This window comes from Nitrospirota bacterium (assembly GCA_016180645.1).
In the GTDB taxonomy this organism is placed as follows: Bacteria; JACPQY01; JACPQY01; order JACPQY01; family JACPQY01; genus JACPAV01.
In genome coordinates, this window is sequence record JACPAV010000037.1 from 20,718 (window position 1) to 33,631 (window position 12,914).

Genomic DNA, 12,914 nt, shown 5'->3' on the forward strand with positions numbered 1-12,914 from the left:
GACGGGCGCTAAATGCGCCGGCCGGCGGCTTCGGCAAACTTTCGCAGCTCCGCCATCAGCAACGCGAATTTCTTCGGCTTGAGGGATTGTCCGCCGTCGCTCAGTGCCTTGTCGGGCTGATTGTGAACCTCGATAATGAGCCCGTCCGCGCCGCAGGCCACGGCCGCCTTCGCCATGGGGGAGACGTACTGCCAGTACCCCGTGCCGTGGCTCGGATCCACAATCACGGGCAGGTGCGTCTTCTCCTGAAGGACGGGGACCGCATTGAGATCCAAGGTGTTGCGGGTCGACGTCTCGAACGTCCGGATTCCGCGTTCACACAGAATGACGTTTTCATTGCCGCCCGAAAGCACGTACTCGGCGCACAAGAGAAACTCCTGAATCGTGGTCGACAGTCCTCTTTTCAACAGGACGGGTTTCTTCGCCTTGCCGAGCACTTTGAGGAGCGCAAAGTTCTGGGCGTTTCGCGCGCCCACTTGAATCACATCCGAATACTCTTCGAACAACGAAGCATCCGCAGGATCCACAATTTCGGTCACGATGGGCAGCCCCGTCTTCTCCCTGGCCTTCGCGAGCAACTTGAGACCTTCTTCCTCCAAACCCTGGAACGCGAACGGAGATGTTCGCGGTTTGAAGGCCCCTCCACGGAGGAACCGGGCCCCGGCTTTCTTGACTTCCTCGGCGACCCCGATGATCTGCTCCTGACTTTCGACGGAACAGGGGCCTGCGATCACGGCAATCTCGTTCCCGCCCAATTGAACGCCGTTGATACGGATCGGTGTGCGTTCTTTCTTGTATTCCTTGGAGGCCAGCTTGAAGGGTTCCAGGATAAGGACGACCTTTTCCACGCCGTTGAGCTGTTCCAGCGACTCCTTGGCGGTGGCCTTTCCCCGCTCATCACCCACGGCGGCAATGACCGTCCGCTCCACCCCCGTGATCAAATGGGGGGTGTAACCCAGTTCGACAACTTTTTGGCGGACGGCCTCGACCTTTTCGCGCGAGGCGCCCTTTTGCATGACTACGACCATGGGTGGATCTCCTTCGACATGGAAGCGTACATTATAGGTTTGTCTCCCCGCCGAATCAAATCAAGTTTGTCATGAGGTCGCCCCGTGCTAAACTTTGGAGGATGGAGGTTCCCCAGCGCTTGACTCAATTGGAGAAGGACCTCACGCTCCTCCTTCGGCAGTACGATCAATACCTCAACGGCGGGGAGCAGATGGAACCGCTGACCCTCCTCGGCAAGGTGGAACGCGAGGTCCTGGCGTTGTCGCACCTGCCCACCATGAACACGAGCCAGCGTTTCCGATTGAACACGCTCACGTCCCGGTTCTACACCAACCGGAACCGGTGGCGGAAAATTCTCCGAGACCGGGAGGCCAAAGCCGCCGATGAGCCACAAGCGTGAAGCGAGTGGCACTTTCGGCCTTTTCGGCGGACAGAGTGTCGTAGGGACGTTGTTAGTATTATTTGTTTATGATAGAGTGGACGAATCATGCCGCGGATGGCGCGACTGGATACCCCGGGCACCCTGCATCACGTGATGGGACGCGGGATTGTCCGGCAAGCCATCTACACGAACGACGGGGACCGCGGAGACTTCTTGGATCGCGTGGGCCGACTGGCGGGGGAGAAGGCATGGGCGGTCTACGCGTGGGCCCTGATTCCGAACCACTTCCACCTATTGGTTCGAACGGTGGGGATGCCCCTGTCGCGCAGCATGAGGCGACTAATGACGGGATATGCGGTGTCGTTCAATCTGCGGCATTGTCGGGCGGGGCACCTGTTCCAGAACCGATTCAAATCGATTGTGGTGGAGGAGGAGGGTTATTTCCTGGAGTTGGTGCGGTACCTGCATTTGAATCCGCTGCGGGCCGGCGTGGTGAGGGATATGGAGGAGTTGGACGAGTACCCGTATTCGGGGCACAGCGCGTTAATGGGTCGGGTGGATCGGGAGTGGCAGGATACGGAGTCGGTTTTGAGTCGATTTGGCTCCCAGGCGGGAAGGGCGCGTTCTCGGTATCGCGAATACGTGGAAGCGGGGAGGGATCAAGGCCGTCGCCCGGAACTTATGGGGGGTGGATTGATCCGAAGCGCGGGGGGATGGGAATCCGTGAGGGCCATGAGGAGGGGCCGGGAGGCGTTTTTGTCGGACGAGAGAGTTCTCGGGACGGGTGAATTTGTGGAGAGGCTGGTTCGTGAGGCGGAGACGTTGGGGGAGACCCGGAGCCGGCTTCAGCGGTCTAGGGTATCCCTGCCGGTGCTCCTGGGTCGCGTATGCAGGGAGATGGGGGTGTCGGCGGAGGCGGTCTTGGGGGGGAGCCGGAGGCGGGATGTCTCGCGCGTCCGGGCTGTGGTGGCGTACGTGTGGACGGAGCACTTGGGTCGCAGCGGGAGGGCGCTGGCTCAGGCGCTGGGTGTGAGGCCGGTGTCGATTTGGCACGGCGCCCGGCGCGCGGGGGCGGGGCGCGCAGAGTGGGCGGGTAAGGTGGCTGGATGGTGCAAATAAATAATACAACTAACAACGTCCCCCCGTCCCAGCTCCGGCGTCCGGGATAGTGTGGGGGACTTCGAGGCTCCCCGTTCCACTTGACACAGTGCGTCAAAACTGTCATGCATTGCGTCATGACGCTCAAGATGAGCCTCGTTAAGAGGCGGGCTGAGCGCCGGAAAGCTTGGGGGATATTGGGGCTGGTTGGGGTGATCTCCCTGTTCTGGAGTGCATCCTCTTCGTCTTTCCCGGTGATAGAGCGGTCGTCCGCTACGATGGCCTGCCCCGTCCTGCCCATTCCCTCGCATCGGGCCATCGATTTCTATACGCGGCTCCTCTCGAGCGAGGAACGGAAATACACCCTGGAATCGAGCTTGGGGCGGTCCGGGCTCTATCTGAAATTCATTCAGGATGTGCTCTGCCAGCACCGCGTACCCCGCGCGCTGGCCTACTTGGTCCTCGTGGAAAGCCATTTCGACGCCCAGGCGGAATCCACCGCGGGCGCGAAAGGCCTATGGCAGTTGACGCCTGCGACGGCCCGGAGCCTCGGGCTTCGCGTAGACGGCATGGTGGATGAGCGGGGCGATCCGGAGCTGTCCACTTACGCGGCGGCGGTCCACTTGCGGTATCTGTTCGAGCGTTTTGGTTCCTGGGACATGGCGTTGGCGGCCTACAACGCGGGCCAAGGCCGGGTGGCGGAAGCGATTCGCGACGGCGGGACGCGGAAATTTTGGGATCTGCGGGCGCAGGAGCTGCTGCCGTATCAAACGCGCAACTACGTCCCAAAGTTCTACGCCGTCGTGCAGTTGGCCCGCGATCCCGAGCGATTCGGCCTCGGCCCGATCGAATATCTTGCGCCTCAGCCCCTCACGGGTATCCACGTGGACCCTTGGATGGACCCGAAGGCACTCGCCGTATTGCTCGGCGTGCCGGTGGGCAATCTTCGTTTCTGGAACCCCCACCTGGGGGAGGCATTCTTCACGCGGCCGGCCTCATCCTTCGGCGGGGGGGTGCGCTTTGGGAGATCTGATCCCGTGCGAGTCCGAGTGCCCTTTGACCGCGCTGCGATCTGGCAGGACTTGACGTCCTGACGGCCGCCGGCCCTCACCCGCCTCCTTTCGTGGACTTCCCCCGGGGCTTCTGGTAGGTTGCCGCGGTGCATCCGATACTCCTGAAAATCGGCCCGATCACGATCTATACGTTCGGAGTCATGCTCTCGCTGGGCTTCATCATCGGAAGTTCCATCGCGGCGCGGGGCATCCGGGAAGAAAAGGGCGACGTCCAAAAATTCTGGGACCTCTGCTTCTGGATCTTCGTGGCCGGCATCGTGGGTTCGAGACTCCACTATGTTCTCGTCAACATCGGCGACTTCTTCGACGCCTGTTTCTACCCGGAGAAGCTCGGGCTGACGGAGAGCTCCTGCGCCGAAGCGATCATGGTCTGGAAGGGCGGCTTGGCCTTCTTCGGCGGCTTCATCCTGGCTTTCCTGGTGAGCATCGCCTACCTGAAGCGGAAGGGCATCAATCCGTGGCAGTGGTCCGATATCATCGCGCCGTGCGTGTTCCTGGGACTCGGCATCGGGCGCCTCGGCTGCTTCTCCGCGGCGGACGATTTCGGGAAGCCCACGGACCTTCCGTGGGCCATGAAGTTTCCGAATCTGGTCGGCTATCCGGACCTCGAAAACGTGCCCATTCATCCCACGCAGCTCTACATGCTGGCCAAGGACGTGCTTGTTTTCCTGGTCGGTTTCGTCTGGCTCCGAAAACGGAAGCAGTTCCACGGTCAGGTGACCTTCGTATGCATCGCCCTGTACTCCTTCCTGAGATTCTGGGTGGAGGTGCTGCGAGGCGACTACCGCCGGGGCTTCATTCTTAAAGTGGATGTCCTCTCGCCGCAAGGACCAGATTTTCTCTCCAACGCTCAACTCATCGCCATTGTCCTGTTCCTGACGTCTCTGTTGATGCTTGTGATCATGAGCCGTCGCTCGAAGCCCGTTCCATCGAAAGTGAGATAGCCGGTTTCGGGTGGTGAGGCGCTGAAGATCCCCGCCTGAATTCTTCATGCCCGGTTCTGCGGTTCACTTCCACGGCGTCACCAAACGGCTGGGCGGCCGGCCTGTACTCTCCGAGCTCGAAATGGACATCCCCGAAGGGCGCGCGGTGGCGGTCATCGGCCACAACGCCTCCGGAAAAACGACGCTGCTGAACGTGATCTCCACGCTGTGGGCAATCGACGGCGGGGAAGGGAGCGTGATGGGGCTCGATCTCCGGAAGAAGAAGGGGGAGATCCGGCGGCGGGTGGGGTATGCGGCGCATGATTGCCATTTGTATGCCGAGCTCAGCGTCGAGGAAAATCTCAGGTTCTTCGCGCGTCTTTACGGAGTGGACGACTCCGCGAAGCGAATCGCCGAGATGATCGAATGGTTCCAGGTGGGGACCTACGCGCGTTCCCTGGTGCGCGAGCTCTCGGCCGGCTACCGGAAGCGCATCAGCATCATCAAGGCGCTCCTGCATCAGCCGGAAGTCCTCCTCTTGGATGAGCCCTTTGCCAATCTGGATCCCTCCGCGAAAGGCATCGTGGAGGAGGCGGTGCGGGCCTTCGCCTCGGTGGGCACGGTCGTCATGACGGCCCATTCCCTCGAGGGTGTGCCCCTCTTTGTGAAGGAAAAAGTCTTTCTGCGAAAAGGACGCGTGGCGCATCAGGATGAGGCTTCGCTCCTGACGTCGATCTGAACCATGTTGTCCCAGGCTCTCTGGATCGCGATCAAGGATATCCGGTTGGATTGGCGGACCCGCCGCGAAGTGCTCGGGCTCATCACCCTGGGCGTGGTGTGTCTCTTGATCTTTGGGCTCTCGTTCGCCGGTGGACACGGCGCCCAGAAGCCGACGACGGCGGTCCTGTTTCTCCCCTACTGGGTGACCGTACTTTTCCTGCTCCTTCTGTCCACGTTGTGGATCTTTGAGCGGGAGAGGCAGAACGGCACCCTCTCCGCCCTCATTCTGGGATGTCGGGACACATCCAGCATCTTCATCGGGAAGTGCATCGCCTATTTTGTCCGCCATGCCGTGATCCAGGCGGTGCTGATGCTTCTCTTTCTCACCTTCAACAACAAGATGACGCTCGACACCCTGGGATGGTTTGCCGTCCTCAATCTGCTGGTCACCGTCGCGTTCACGGCGCTCGGCGTGCTCACCTCGGCGATGCTGACCCAGTCGGGGGTTACCGGTTCCCTGGGTGGCGTGCTCCTTTTTCCCCTATTGATCCCGGTCATATTGGCGGCGGTGGCAGCTATGGAAGACTCTACCTTGATGACAAGCACGGGTTTCAATAACTGGATCGAGCTTCTCGTGGCCGGGGACATCCTGTTCGTTGCCTTTCCGGTCGTGATTTTTGATAAGATCATTGAGGGGTAAGACTGATGGGTGTACTTCTCATGTTGCTAGCCTACCTGCTTCTCGGGGCGGGAACCTACTTGGCTTTTGCCGAGGCGCCGGCGGAGGCGTACCAAGGCCAGCTTTACCGGCTGATCTATCTCCACGTGCCCTGCGCCTGGATGACGTTTCTGGCGTACACGGGCATGGCCCTAACCAGTGCGCTCTACCTGTGGAAGAAGAATCAACGATGGGATCGGATGGCTTCGTCCTCGGCTGAGGCGGGACTGGTTTTCAACGCCATCACGCTGATGACCGGCGCCATCTGGGGGAAGCCCGTCTGGGGCGTTTGGTGGACGTGGGACGCACGGCTCACGACCACACTGATCCTGCTGTTCATCTTTCTCGGCTACATGCTCTTGCGCGCATTCTCCGAGGATCCTGAAAAGCGGGCCCGGTTCTCCGCGGTGTATGCGTTGATCGGGTTTTTCGATATTCCCTTGATACACTTCTCCGTGAAATGGTGGAGAACGCTCCATCAGGGGCCCTCGTTCGGACCGGGGACGGAAGGGCTTGTGGGTAAGCCCATCATGATCCTGGTGCTTCTCAACTTTCACGCCTTCATTTTGTTGTACGCGAGCTGGATGGTCCGGCGTACCGCCTCGCTGAAGAAAGAAGCGGCGCAGGGGGCGGTGTCGTGACCGGTGGCTGGTCCTACATCATCGGGGGCTACGTGGTGACGTTTACCCTCATCGCCGCCTATGAGATCTTCTTGCTGACCCGAAGGAGAAAATCGTGACCAAGACCCGATGGATCGCCCTGGCCGTGGCGGTGCTGGCCGTGGTCTTCCTCGTTTATCGAGGAACGCGCACGGGCATGGTCTATTACTACACGCCGACCGAGATCAAGGCCCTGACTTCCGATCAAATGCGTGAACGAATCCGCGTGGGCGGATTGGTGGAACATGGCAGTTTGGTGAAGGAGCCCGGAACCCTCCGGATGACCTTCCGAATCACGGACGGAGCGCAATCGGTGGACGTCGAGTTCAAGGGCGCCCCTCCGGATCTCTTCACAGATGGAAAAGGCGCGGTGGCCGAGGGGACGATCTCTCCCGGCGGGCCGTTCATGGCGGACAATATCATGGTCAAACATTCCGAAGAGTACAAACCCGTGTACGGCGCGCCCACCGGTCACAAGCCTGACTTTGAGACAAAATAGGGGTCTCTGTCTGCCCTCATGACGGATCTCGGGCACTTCGCGCTCCTGTTGACGATTCCGCTGGCCGCATTCGGAATCCTGGCATCCGTATTTGGGCAGATCCGCCACCGGCCCGAGTTCATCGTGGCCGCCCATCGCGCCCTGTTCGCCACGGCGGGCACTCTCACGCTGGCCATGGTCGCCCTTACCGGGGCGTTCCTGCTGCGGGATTTCAGCGTGTCGTTCGTGGCGGGCCATTCGAGTGCGCAAATGCCGTGGTACTACACGTTCGCGGCCCTCTGGGGAGGACAGGAAGGTTCGCTCCTCCTGTGGGTCTGGGTTCAATCGCTCTACGGCACGTTCTCCATCCTCGCCACGCGAAGGAAACTGCCTGAGCTTGCCGGCACGGCAAGCGCCATCTTCTGCCTCATCATTCTCTTCTTCTCCGTCACGCTCGCGTTCGCGGGCAACCCCTTCGCGCGACTCTTCCCGGTGCCCACGGATGGCGGCGGCCTGAATCCGCTGCTTCAGCATCCGCTCATGGTCATCCATCCGCCGATGCTCTATGCCGGATTGATCGGGACCTCCGTGCCGTTCGCCTTCGCCATGGCCGCGCTCGTCCACCGCCGGATGGATCCGCTGTGGATCCACCTCAGCCGCAAGTGGGCTTTGTTTTGCTGGATCTGTCTGACGACCGGCGTGGTACTCGGAGGATTCTGGGCTTATGTGGAATTGGGTTGGGGCGGCTATTGGGCGTGGGACCCGGTGGAGAACGCCTCGTTCATGCCTTGGCTCACGCTCACGGCCTATTTCCATTCGACGATGGTGCAAGAGCGCCGGCGCCTGCTGGCCGGTTGGAATATCGTCCTCATCATCCTGACCTATGCCCTCACGCTTTTCGGAACGTTTCTCACGCGGAGCGGCGTGATCTCGTCTGTCCATTCCTTCGCTCTGTCCAACATCGGTCCGTTTTTCCTCTCCTTCGTGAGCGTTCTCTCGGTGGCCAGTTTCATGTTGCTCATCGTTCAGCGGCCCAAGATGCGCGGTCCGGTGGAGGAGCAGATCGAACATCCCGTCTCGCGCGAGAGCAGCATGCTCATCAACAACCTGTTTCTCCTAAGCAGCGCCTTCGTCGTCTTCTGGGGCACGATATTTCCCGTGGTGACGGAGGCGATTCGTGGGACAAAAATCAGCGTCGGCGCCCCCTTCTTCAACACCGCACTGGGTCCCGTGGGATTGGTCCTGCTGGGACTGATGGGCATAGCGCAGATGATTCCCTGGCGGAAGACCTCCGCGGGCCGTTTCTCGCGCAACGTGGGGATCCCGCTCCTCGCCGGGGCGGCTGCGGGGGCCGGCGCCTGGATGTTCAAGCCTCTGGTTCCTTTCGCCCTGGGTGTCGGCTTCAGTGGATTCGTGGTCGCAGGGCTCGTCTGGGAACTGATCGTGAGCACCCGGGCAAGGCGGCGACTCCACGGGGAACCGCCGCTGGATGCGGCCATCGGCGTCGTCACTCGCCAGCGCCGTAGAGTGGGCGGGTTCGTCTCCCACGTGGGTTCGGCGGTCCTGGCCCTCGGCATCATGGGCTCCTTCTTCAACACGGAAGAGGAGAAGCATCTGAAGCCAGGAGCGGACATGCAAGTGAAGAACTATTCGATCCGGTTCGAACGGCTCGATCGGGATCACGGTCCCAACTACTTCGCCTACCGGGGCGTCTTGGCCGTTCAGCGCGACGGAGCCCCCCTCGGTGCAATGTCCCCGGAGCGACGGATCTACCCCAACCAGAATGAACCGACCACCGAGGTGGCGTTGCGCCAGTTTCCATCGGAGGATTTGTACGTCGTCCTGGCGGACTACGACAAGGCCGGCGAGTGGGTGGTGCTCAAGGTCTTTGTGAAGCCTTTGGTGTCGCTCGTGTGGCTCGGATGGTTGATTCTTGTGAGTGGCGCCTTGTGGGCGTTCACGGGACGGAGTCTCGCGGTGTCGGCGCGAGAACCGGGGGCGGGGGCGGCGTGACCTCCACTGCCGTGAAATCGAGGACGGGGATCGCAGTGGTCGCGCTGGTGATCGTGGCGGGTGCCTTCACATTGATTTTTGCGCACGGGCTGACGCAAGACCCGAGGTCCATTCCGACGCCGCTGATCGGCCAACCGGCGCCGGCCTTCACCCTTATGAGTTTGGACGGGAAAGAAATCAGCCTCTCCGACTACGCGGGGAGGGCGGTCGTCCTCAATTTCTGGTCCTCCTGGTGCGTGCCCTGCCGCGATGAAGCGGATCTTCTCGAATCGATCGCACAGCACTTCAAAGGGCGCGAGGTCAATGTTCTGGGGGTCAACATCCAGGACGAGCCGGAGGCGGCGAAGAAATTCGTTGCGGAGGAAGGGATGACCTTCCCGAATGTGGTGGATACGGACGGCCGACTGTCGATTGCGTATGGCGTCTACGGCGTTCCAGAGACGTTCTTTGTGGATCGATCGGGACGCATTGCGGACAAAATCACGGGTCCGGTGAGCGTTGAGAACTTCCGAGCAGGTCTTGAGAAGTTGGCGCCCCTCGCATCGCATGGCACGGGAGCGGAGGGATCGAATCCTCATTCTGTTTCTGCGCCGGTGCATGGGAAGATGCCATGAGACCGATCCGCGGGATCTTTCCTTTGGTCTTGGTTTCAGCTTGCATCGTTTCACAGGTCGCCAACGCCGGAGATGCCATGGATGAGCGCGTAAAGGCATTGACTCAGGACCTGCGGTGCCCGGTCTGCCAGAATCTCTCCGTGGCCGATTCGCCCTCCTCCATGGCCGGGCAGATGCGTACGTTTGTTCGCGAAGAACTGAGCAAGGGAAAGAGCGAGGAGGAAGTGAAATCCTATCTCGAACAGAAGTACGGCGAGTGGATCCTGCTCGATCCACCCAAGCGCGGCCTCAATTGGGGTTTGTGGATCGGTGGACCTGCGATCCTCGGCTTTGGACTGCTGGCCGTATTGGTGTGGCTGAAGCGACACCGACGCCCCATCGAAATCGTCAGCCGCGAGGTGTCGCCGGAGGTGTCGGAACGCGTTCGGAAAGCCCTGAAGGTACTGGATTGATGTTTGTTCTACTTGTTTGCGCCGCCCTTCTTGCAGCCGCGTTCTTCTGGGTCGCCCGTCCGGTTTTGACCGGGCGTGACGCCCTGGAGAAGGTTGCCCCAATGGAGTCCGAGAACTGGCAACTCAATGCGGTCCTCCAGCAAATCAGGGAAATCGAATTGGATTTTCATGCCGGCAGACTTTCGGCCGCGGACTACGAAGGCCTGCGCAAGCATTACGAGTCCCGAGCCGGGGAGTTGTTGGAGGGGTCATCGAAATGAGGACGATCGGGTATGGGGTGGCCCTGATCTTCATGGCCGTCTCATCGGCCCGCGCCGAAGAGATGATGCAATACCGCAAGGAAATGCTGGTGTTGGACGTGGAAGAGGGTGCGATTTCCGTCACCCAGGTCATCTTTCCGGCGGGGGCCGTGGACTCGCTCAACTTCAGCGTGCCGCGGGGAGCGAGGAATGTGGAGCTACAGAACGGGTTTTCCGATCCGGCGCCCACGGCGCTGGACGACACGCGGTACTTCGCGAAAGTCGAGCCGGGCGCCATGCCGCTCATCGTGCGGTACCAAGTTCGCACCTTGGGCCGCAGTTACCGCTTTGAGAAACCGAGAGATACCGACGCCACCGACCTGAAGATTTTTGCGAGTCACGTGCGCCCGGCCCCGAAAGTGACGGATGCTCGGTTCGACGGGCTGGAGTCGCTGGGCCAGGGTCTCTACTACTCGTTTGTGGTGGATGCTTCGAAAAGGAACGAGCCTCTTGTGATCGAGTTCTCCAGACTTCCCCTCAACCCCATCTACCTTCGCCTGCTCACCGTCGCCTTCGGCGTTTCCCTCGCCGCCCTCTTCCTCAAGAAACGCGTCTGAAGGCCTTCCTCGCCCGTTGCCCAAGGCACTTGCATGGGAGGGGGGAGGGCGTGTAGTAAAACCCTGTGGATCAGAGATGGTCGCCCGTTCTGGAAGCCTTCGGGAATATTGGGATCGGGGGCGAGGACTTCCTTGTCATGGTGGTCATCTTCCTGGTGCTGGTTGCACTGGCGGGGGTGGGAATCGGCATCGCCTATTTCGTGGGAGCCCGGAAGCGGAACCAGAAGATTCTTGCCGAATACGCCGCCACCTGCAAGGTGAACAAGCTGGACAAGGATGAACGCGCGATCTTGGATCAAATCGTAGCAGTCGGCAAGATCCGTCCTGTCACCCGGATATTTACGTCGAAGAACATGTTCGACCGTGCTGTGGCGATGTGGACCAAGACGGTCGGCGCCGCGAATTCGGAAGAGAAGGCCGAGATCCTTGGAACTCTGCGCAAAAAGCTCAATTTTGCGAAAGCCAAGGAGGGAGTGCAGGTGGCGAGCAGCCGGAGCATCCTGCCAAAACAAATCCTCGAAGTTGAATTGACCGATCGGAAGCCGCCGATCAAGTTCAAGCCCGTGGTGCTTCAAGTCGACGATTTCGGGATCACGATCCAGATACCTCCCGAGATCGAGCACAAGGTTTTCTTCCGTCACGGCGAACCGGTGGATGCGGTCTTCACGAGGCCGGGAGAAGGGACGTACGGTTTCGCCACGAAGGTTCAGGGCATCCCGCACCCCAAGAAACTGATTCTCGACCATTCGGAGAAATTGAACGTAACGCAGCAGCGGGGACACGTGCGGGTCGACATCCGTTATCCCGCGAAGTTCAAGAGGATTCCATCCGAAGTAATTCAGGACAGGGACAAGGTCGCCCGAGTGATAGGCGACGACCAGGCGGAAATGATTTCAGGCGAGGTGACAAACCTGAGCGGCGACGGGGCGATGCTCCGAGTACCGCAGGAGTTTGCCAAGAACGATCACGCGTGGTTCAAGCTTCAGCTCGATTCGCAGGAGAAGGACTCCAAAATCACGTTCTATTGCCGCGTGCTAGGGTCATCGCCTCATCCGAATGGAAAAGAATTCTTCCTCCGGACCCAGTTTGTGGACATGTCCGAACCGATCCGCGAGAGAATCATCCAGTTCCTTTTCAAGTTCCAGACCGAATCCCTCAAAGAACAATCCGGCCGGTAATCGATCTAGTCAGGATTAACAACCACTTGACAAACAGCAACAAGATGGGCTAAAGCATTCCCATGCGTCAACGCATGTGGAGTGATGCAAGGAGGGTACGGCATGGGGGAGCATCGGAGAACCCCGGAGAACCCCGGAGAACCCCGGAGAACTGATCCGTCCTCGCCAATAAATCTTGGTAGGCGCAGGCCATGTTACATGCCGCGCCATCCTGGGCGCGGCGACATCTCATGGTCCCATGCCCTCCGTGGCATGGGGCTTTACGCCTGCGTCCGAAGACGCACCCATAAAGGGTGCGGCTACCCGAGGCCGGCGCTTCTTGATCTTGGTAGGCGCAGGCTTTACGCCCGCGTCCGAAGACGCACCCGTGAAGGGTGCGGCTACCCGAGGCCGGCTCCTCTTGATCCTGGTAGCCGCGGGCTTTATGCCCGCGTCCGAAGACGCACCCATGAAGGGTGCGGCTACCCGAGGATGGCTCCTCTTGATCCTGGTAGCCGCGGGCTTTATGCCCGCGTCCGAAGACGCACCCATAAAGGGTGCGGCTACCCGAGGCCGGCTCCTCTTGATCCTGGTAGCCGCGGGCTTTATGCCCGCGTCCTCGCTCACTCCTCATCGCTCCTCGCTTCCTCTCACCGCCTCTTCCCACTCACCACTTGCCTCTTACTACTCACCCTCTTCGCCTCCTGCACCGATGGAGGCGGCTGCCTGCCCGGAGAGGGGGGCGGCGGCGCCGGTCCCACCG

At 60.5% G+C, this 12,914-nt stretch carries 15 protein-coding genes; 14 read left to right on the forward strand and 1 reads right to left on the reverse strand.

The annotated features are described in order from the left end of the window. Positions 1-8: 8 nt before the first annotated feature. Entirely contained in the window at positions 9-1,028 is a 1,020-nt protein-coding gene (aroF, locus tag HYT87_17685) for a 3-deoxy-7-phosphoheptulonate synthase (protein ID MBI2061576.1), read from the reverse strand. Between the two features lie 101 nt (positions 1,029-1,129). Here aroF and HYT87_17690 point away from each other — a divergent pair, with 101 nt between their 5' ends. From HYT87_17690 to HYT87_17755, 14 genes are all read left to right on the forward strand, one after another. Further along, positions 1,130-1,408 carry a hypothetical protein gene (locus HYT87_17690; protein ID MBI2061577.1) on the forward strand — a complete coding sequence of 93 codons (279 nt, stop codon included), beginning with the start codon at positions 1,130-1,132 and terminating at the stop codon, positions 1,406-1,408. A gap of 87 nt (positions 1,409-1,495) precedes the next feature. Beyond that, positions 1,496-2,509, forward strand: a complete 1,014-nt coding sequence (locus HYT87_17695) for a transposase (protein MBI2061578.1) — start codon at positions 1,496-1,498, stop codon at positions 2,507-2,509. A 257-nt stretch (positions 2,510-2,766) separates the two neighbouring features. After that, positions 2,767-3,582 (forward strand): lytic transglycosylase domain-containing protein, encoded by an 816-nt coding sequence (locus HYT87_17700; GenBank protein MBI2061579.1) that lies wholly within the window; start codon positions 2,767-2,769, stop codon positions 3,580-3,582. Between the two features lie 65 nt (positions 3,583-3,647). Continuing rightward, a complete protein-coding gene (gene lgt / locus HYT87_17705) occupies positions 3,648-4,505 on the forward strand; it encodes a prolipoprotein diacylglyceryl transferase (GenBank protein ID MBI2061580.1) in 858 nt (285 codons plus the stop codon). A gap of 46 nt (positions 4,506-4,551) precedes the next feature. Next, positions 4,552-5,223, forward strand: coding sequence for an ABC transporter ATP-binding protein (locus tag HYT87_17710; protein MBI2061581.1), 672 nt, complete (start codon positions 4,552-4,554; stop codon positions 5,221-5,223). 3 nt (positions 5,224-5,226) lie between these two features. Then, positions 5,227-5,904, forward strand: coding sequence for a heme exporter protein CcmB (locus HYT87_17715; GenBank protein MBI2061582.1), 678 nt, complete (start codon positions 5,227-5,229; stop codon positions 5,902-5,904). Positions 5,905-5,909: 5 nt separating this feature from the next. After that, positions 5,910-6,563, forward strand: coding sequence for a cytochrome c biogenesis protein CcsA (gene ccsA / locus HYT87_17720; protein MBI2061583.1), 654 nt, complete (start codon positions 5,910-5,912; stop codon positions 6,561-6,563). Between the two features lie 94 nt (positions 6,564-6,657). Beyond that, positions 6,658-7,080 (forward strand): cytochrome c maturation protein CcmE, encoded by a 423-nt coding sequence (locus HYT87_17725; protein ID MBI2061584.1) that lies wholly within the window; start codon positions 6,658-6,660, stop codon positions 7,078-7,080. 18 nt (positions 7,081-7,098) lie between these two features. After that, positions 7,099-9,072 carry a heme lyase CcmF/NrfE family subunit gene (locus tag HYT87_17730; GenBank protein MBI2061585.1) on the forward strand — a complete coding sequence of 658 codons (1,974 nt, stop codon included), beginning with the start codon at positions 7,099-7,101 and terminating at the stop codon, positions 9,070-9,072. Next, positions 9,069-9,686 carry a redoxin domain-containing protein gene (locus HYT87_17735; protein MBI2061586.1) on the forward strand — a complete coding sequence of 206 codons (618 nt, stop codon included), beginning with the start codon at positions 9,069-9,071 and terminating at the stop codon, positions 9,684-9,686. Before HYT87_17730 ends, HYT87_17735 begins: the two co-directional genes overlap by 4 nt. Beyond that, positions 9,683-10,138 (forward strand): cytochrome c-type biogenesis protein CcmH, encoded by a 456-nt coding sequence (locus tag HYT87_17740; GenBank protein MBI2061587.1) that lies wholly within the window; start codon positions 9,683-9,685, stop codon positions 10,136-10,138. The genes HYT87_17735 and HYT87_17740 overlap by 4 nt, the downstream gene beginning before the upstream one ends. Continuing rightward, entirely contained in the window at positions 10,138-10,398 is a 261-nt protein-coding gene (locus HYT87_17745; GenBank protein MBI2061588.1) for a hypothetical protein, read from the forward strand. Before HYT87_17740 ends, HYT87_17745 begins: the two co-directional genes overlap by 1 nt. Further along, positions 10,395-10,994: a hypothetical protein gene (locus HYT87_17750; protein ID MBI2061589.1), complete on the forward strand. Its 600-nt coding sequence runs from the start codon at positions 10,395-10,397 to the stop codon at positions 10,992-10,994. The genes HYT87_17745 and HYT87_17750 overlap by 4 nt, the downstream gene beginning before the upstream one ends. A gap of 65 nt (positions 10,995-11,059) precedes the next feature. After that, positions 11,060-12,172, forward strand: coding sequence for a PilZ domain-containing protein (locus HYT87_17755; GenBank protein ID MBI2061590.1), 1,113 nt, complete (start codon positions 11,060-11,062; stop codon positions 12,170-12,172). Positions 12,173-12,914 lie beyond the last annotated feature (742 nt).

What these genes read in the sequence shown, in the direction of transcription:
- HYT87_17710 (MBI2061581.1), top strand. Translation starts at nt 4,552, where the DNA reads ATGCCCGGTTCTGCGGTTCACTTCCACGGCGTCACCAAACGGCTGGGC.
- HYT87_17745 (MBI2061588.1), top strand. Translation starts at nt 10,138, where the DNA reads ATGTTTGTTCTACTTGTTTGCGCCGCCCTTCTTGCAGCCGCGTTCTTC.
- HYT87_17740 (MBI2061587.1), top strand. Translation starts at nt 9,683, where the DNA reads ATGAGACCGATCCGCGGGATCTTTCCTTTGGTCTTGGTTTCAGCTTGC.
- ccsA (MBI2061583.1), top strand. Translation starts at nt 5,910, where the DNA reads ATGGGTGTACTTCTCATGTTGCTAGCCTACCTGCTTCTCGGGGCGGGA.
- HYT87_17695 (MBI2061578.1), top strand. Translation starts at nt 1,496, where the DNA reads ATGCCGCGGATGGCGCGACTGGATACCCCGGGCACCCTGCATCACGTG.
- aroF (MBI2061576.1), bottom strand. Translation starts at nt 1,028, where the DNA reads ATGGTCGTAGTCATGCAAAAGGGCGCCTCGCGCGAAAAGGTCGAGGCC.
- HYT87_17715 (MBI2061582.1), top strand. Translation starts at nt 5,227, where the DNA reads ATGTTGTCCCAGGCTCTCTGGATCGCGATCAAGGATATCCGGTTGGAT.
- HYT87_17730 (MBI2061585.1), top strand. Translation starts at nt 7,099, where the DNA reads ATGACGGATCTCGGGCACTTCGCGCTCCTGTTGACGATTCCGCTGGCC.
- HYT87_17750 (MBI2061589.1), top strand. Translation starts at nt 10,395, where the DNA reads ATGAGGACGATCGGGTATGGGGTGGCCCTGATCTTCATGGCCGTCTCA.
- HYT87_17690 (MBI2061577.1), top strand. Translation starts at nt 1,130, where the DNA reads ATGGAGGTTCCCCAGCGCTTGACTCAATTGGAGAAGGACCTCACGCTC.
- HYT87_17700 (MBI2061579.1), top strand. Translation starts at nt 2,767, where the DNA reads ATGGCCTGCCCCGTCCTGCCCATTCCCTCGCATCGGGCCATCGATTTC.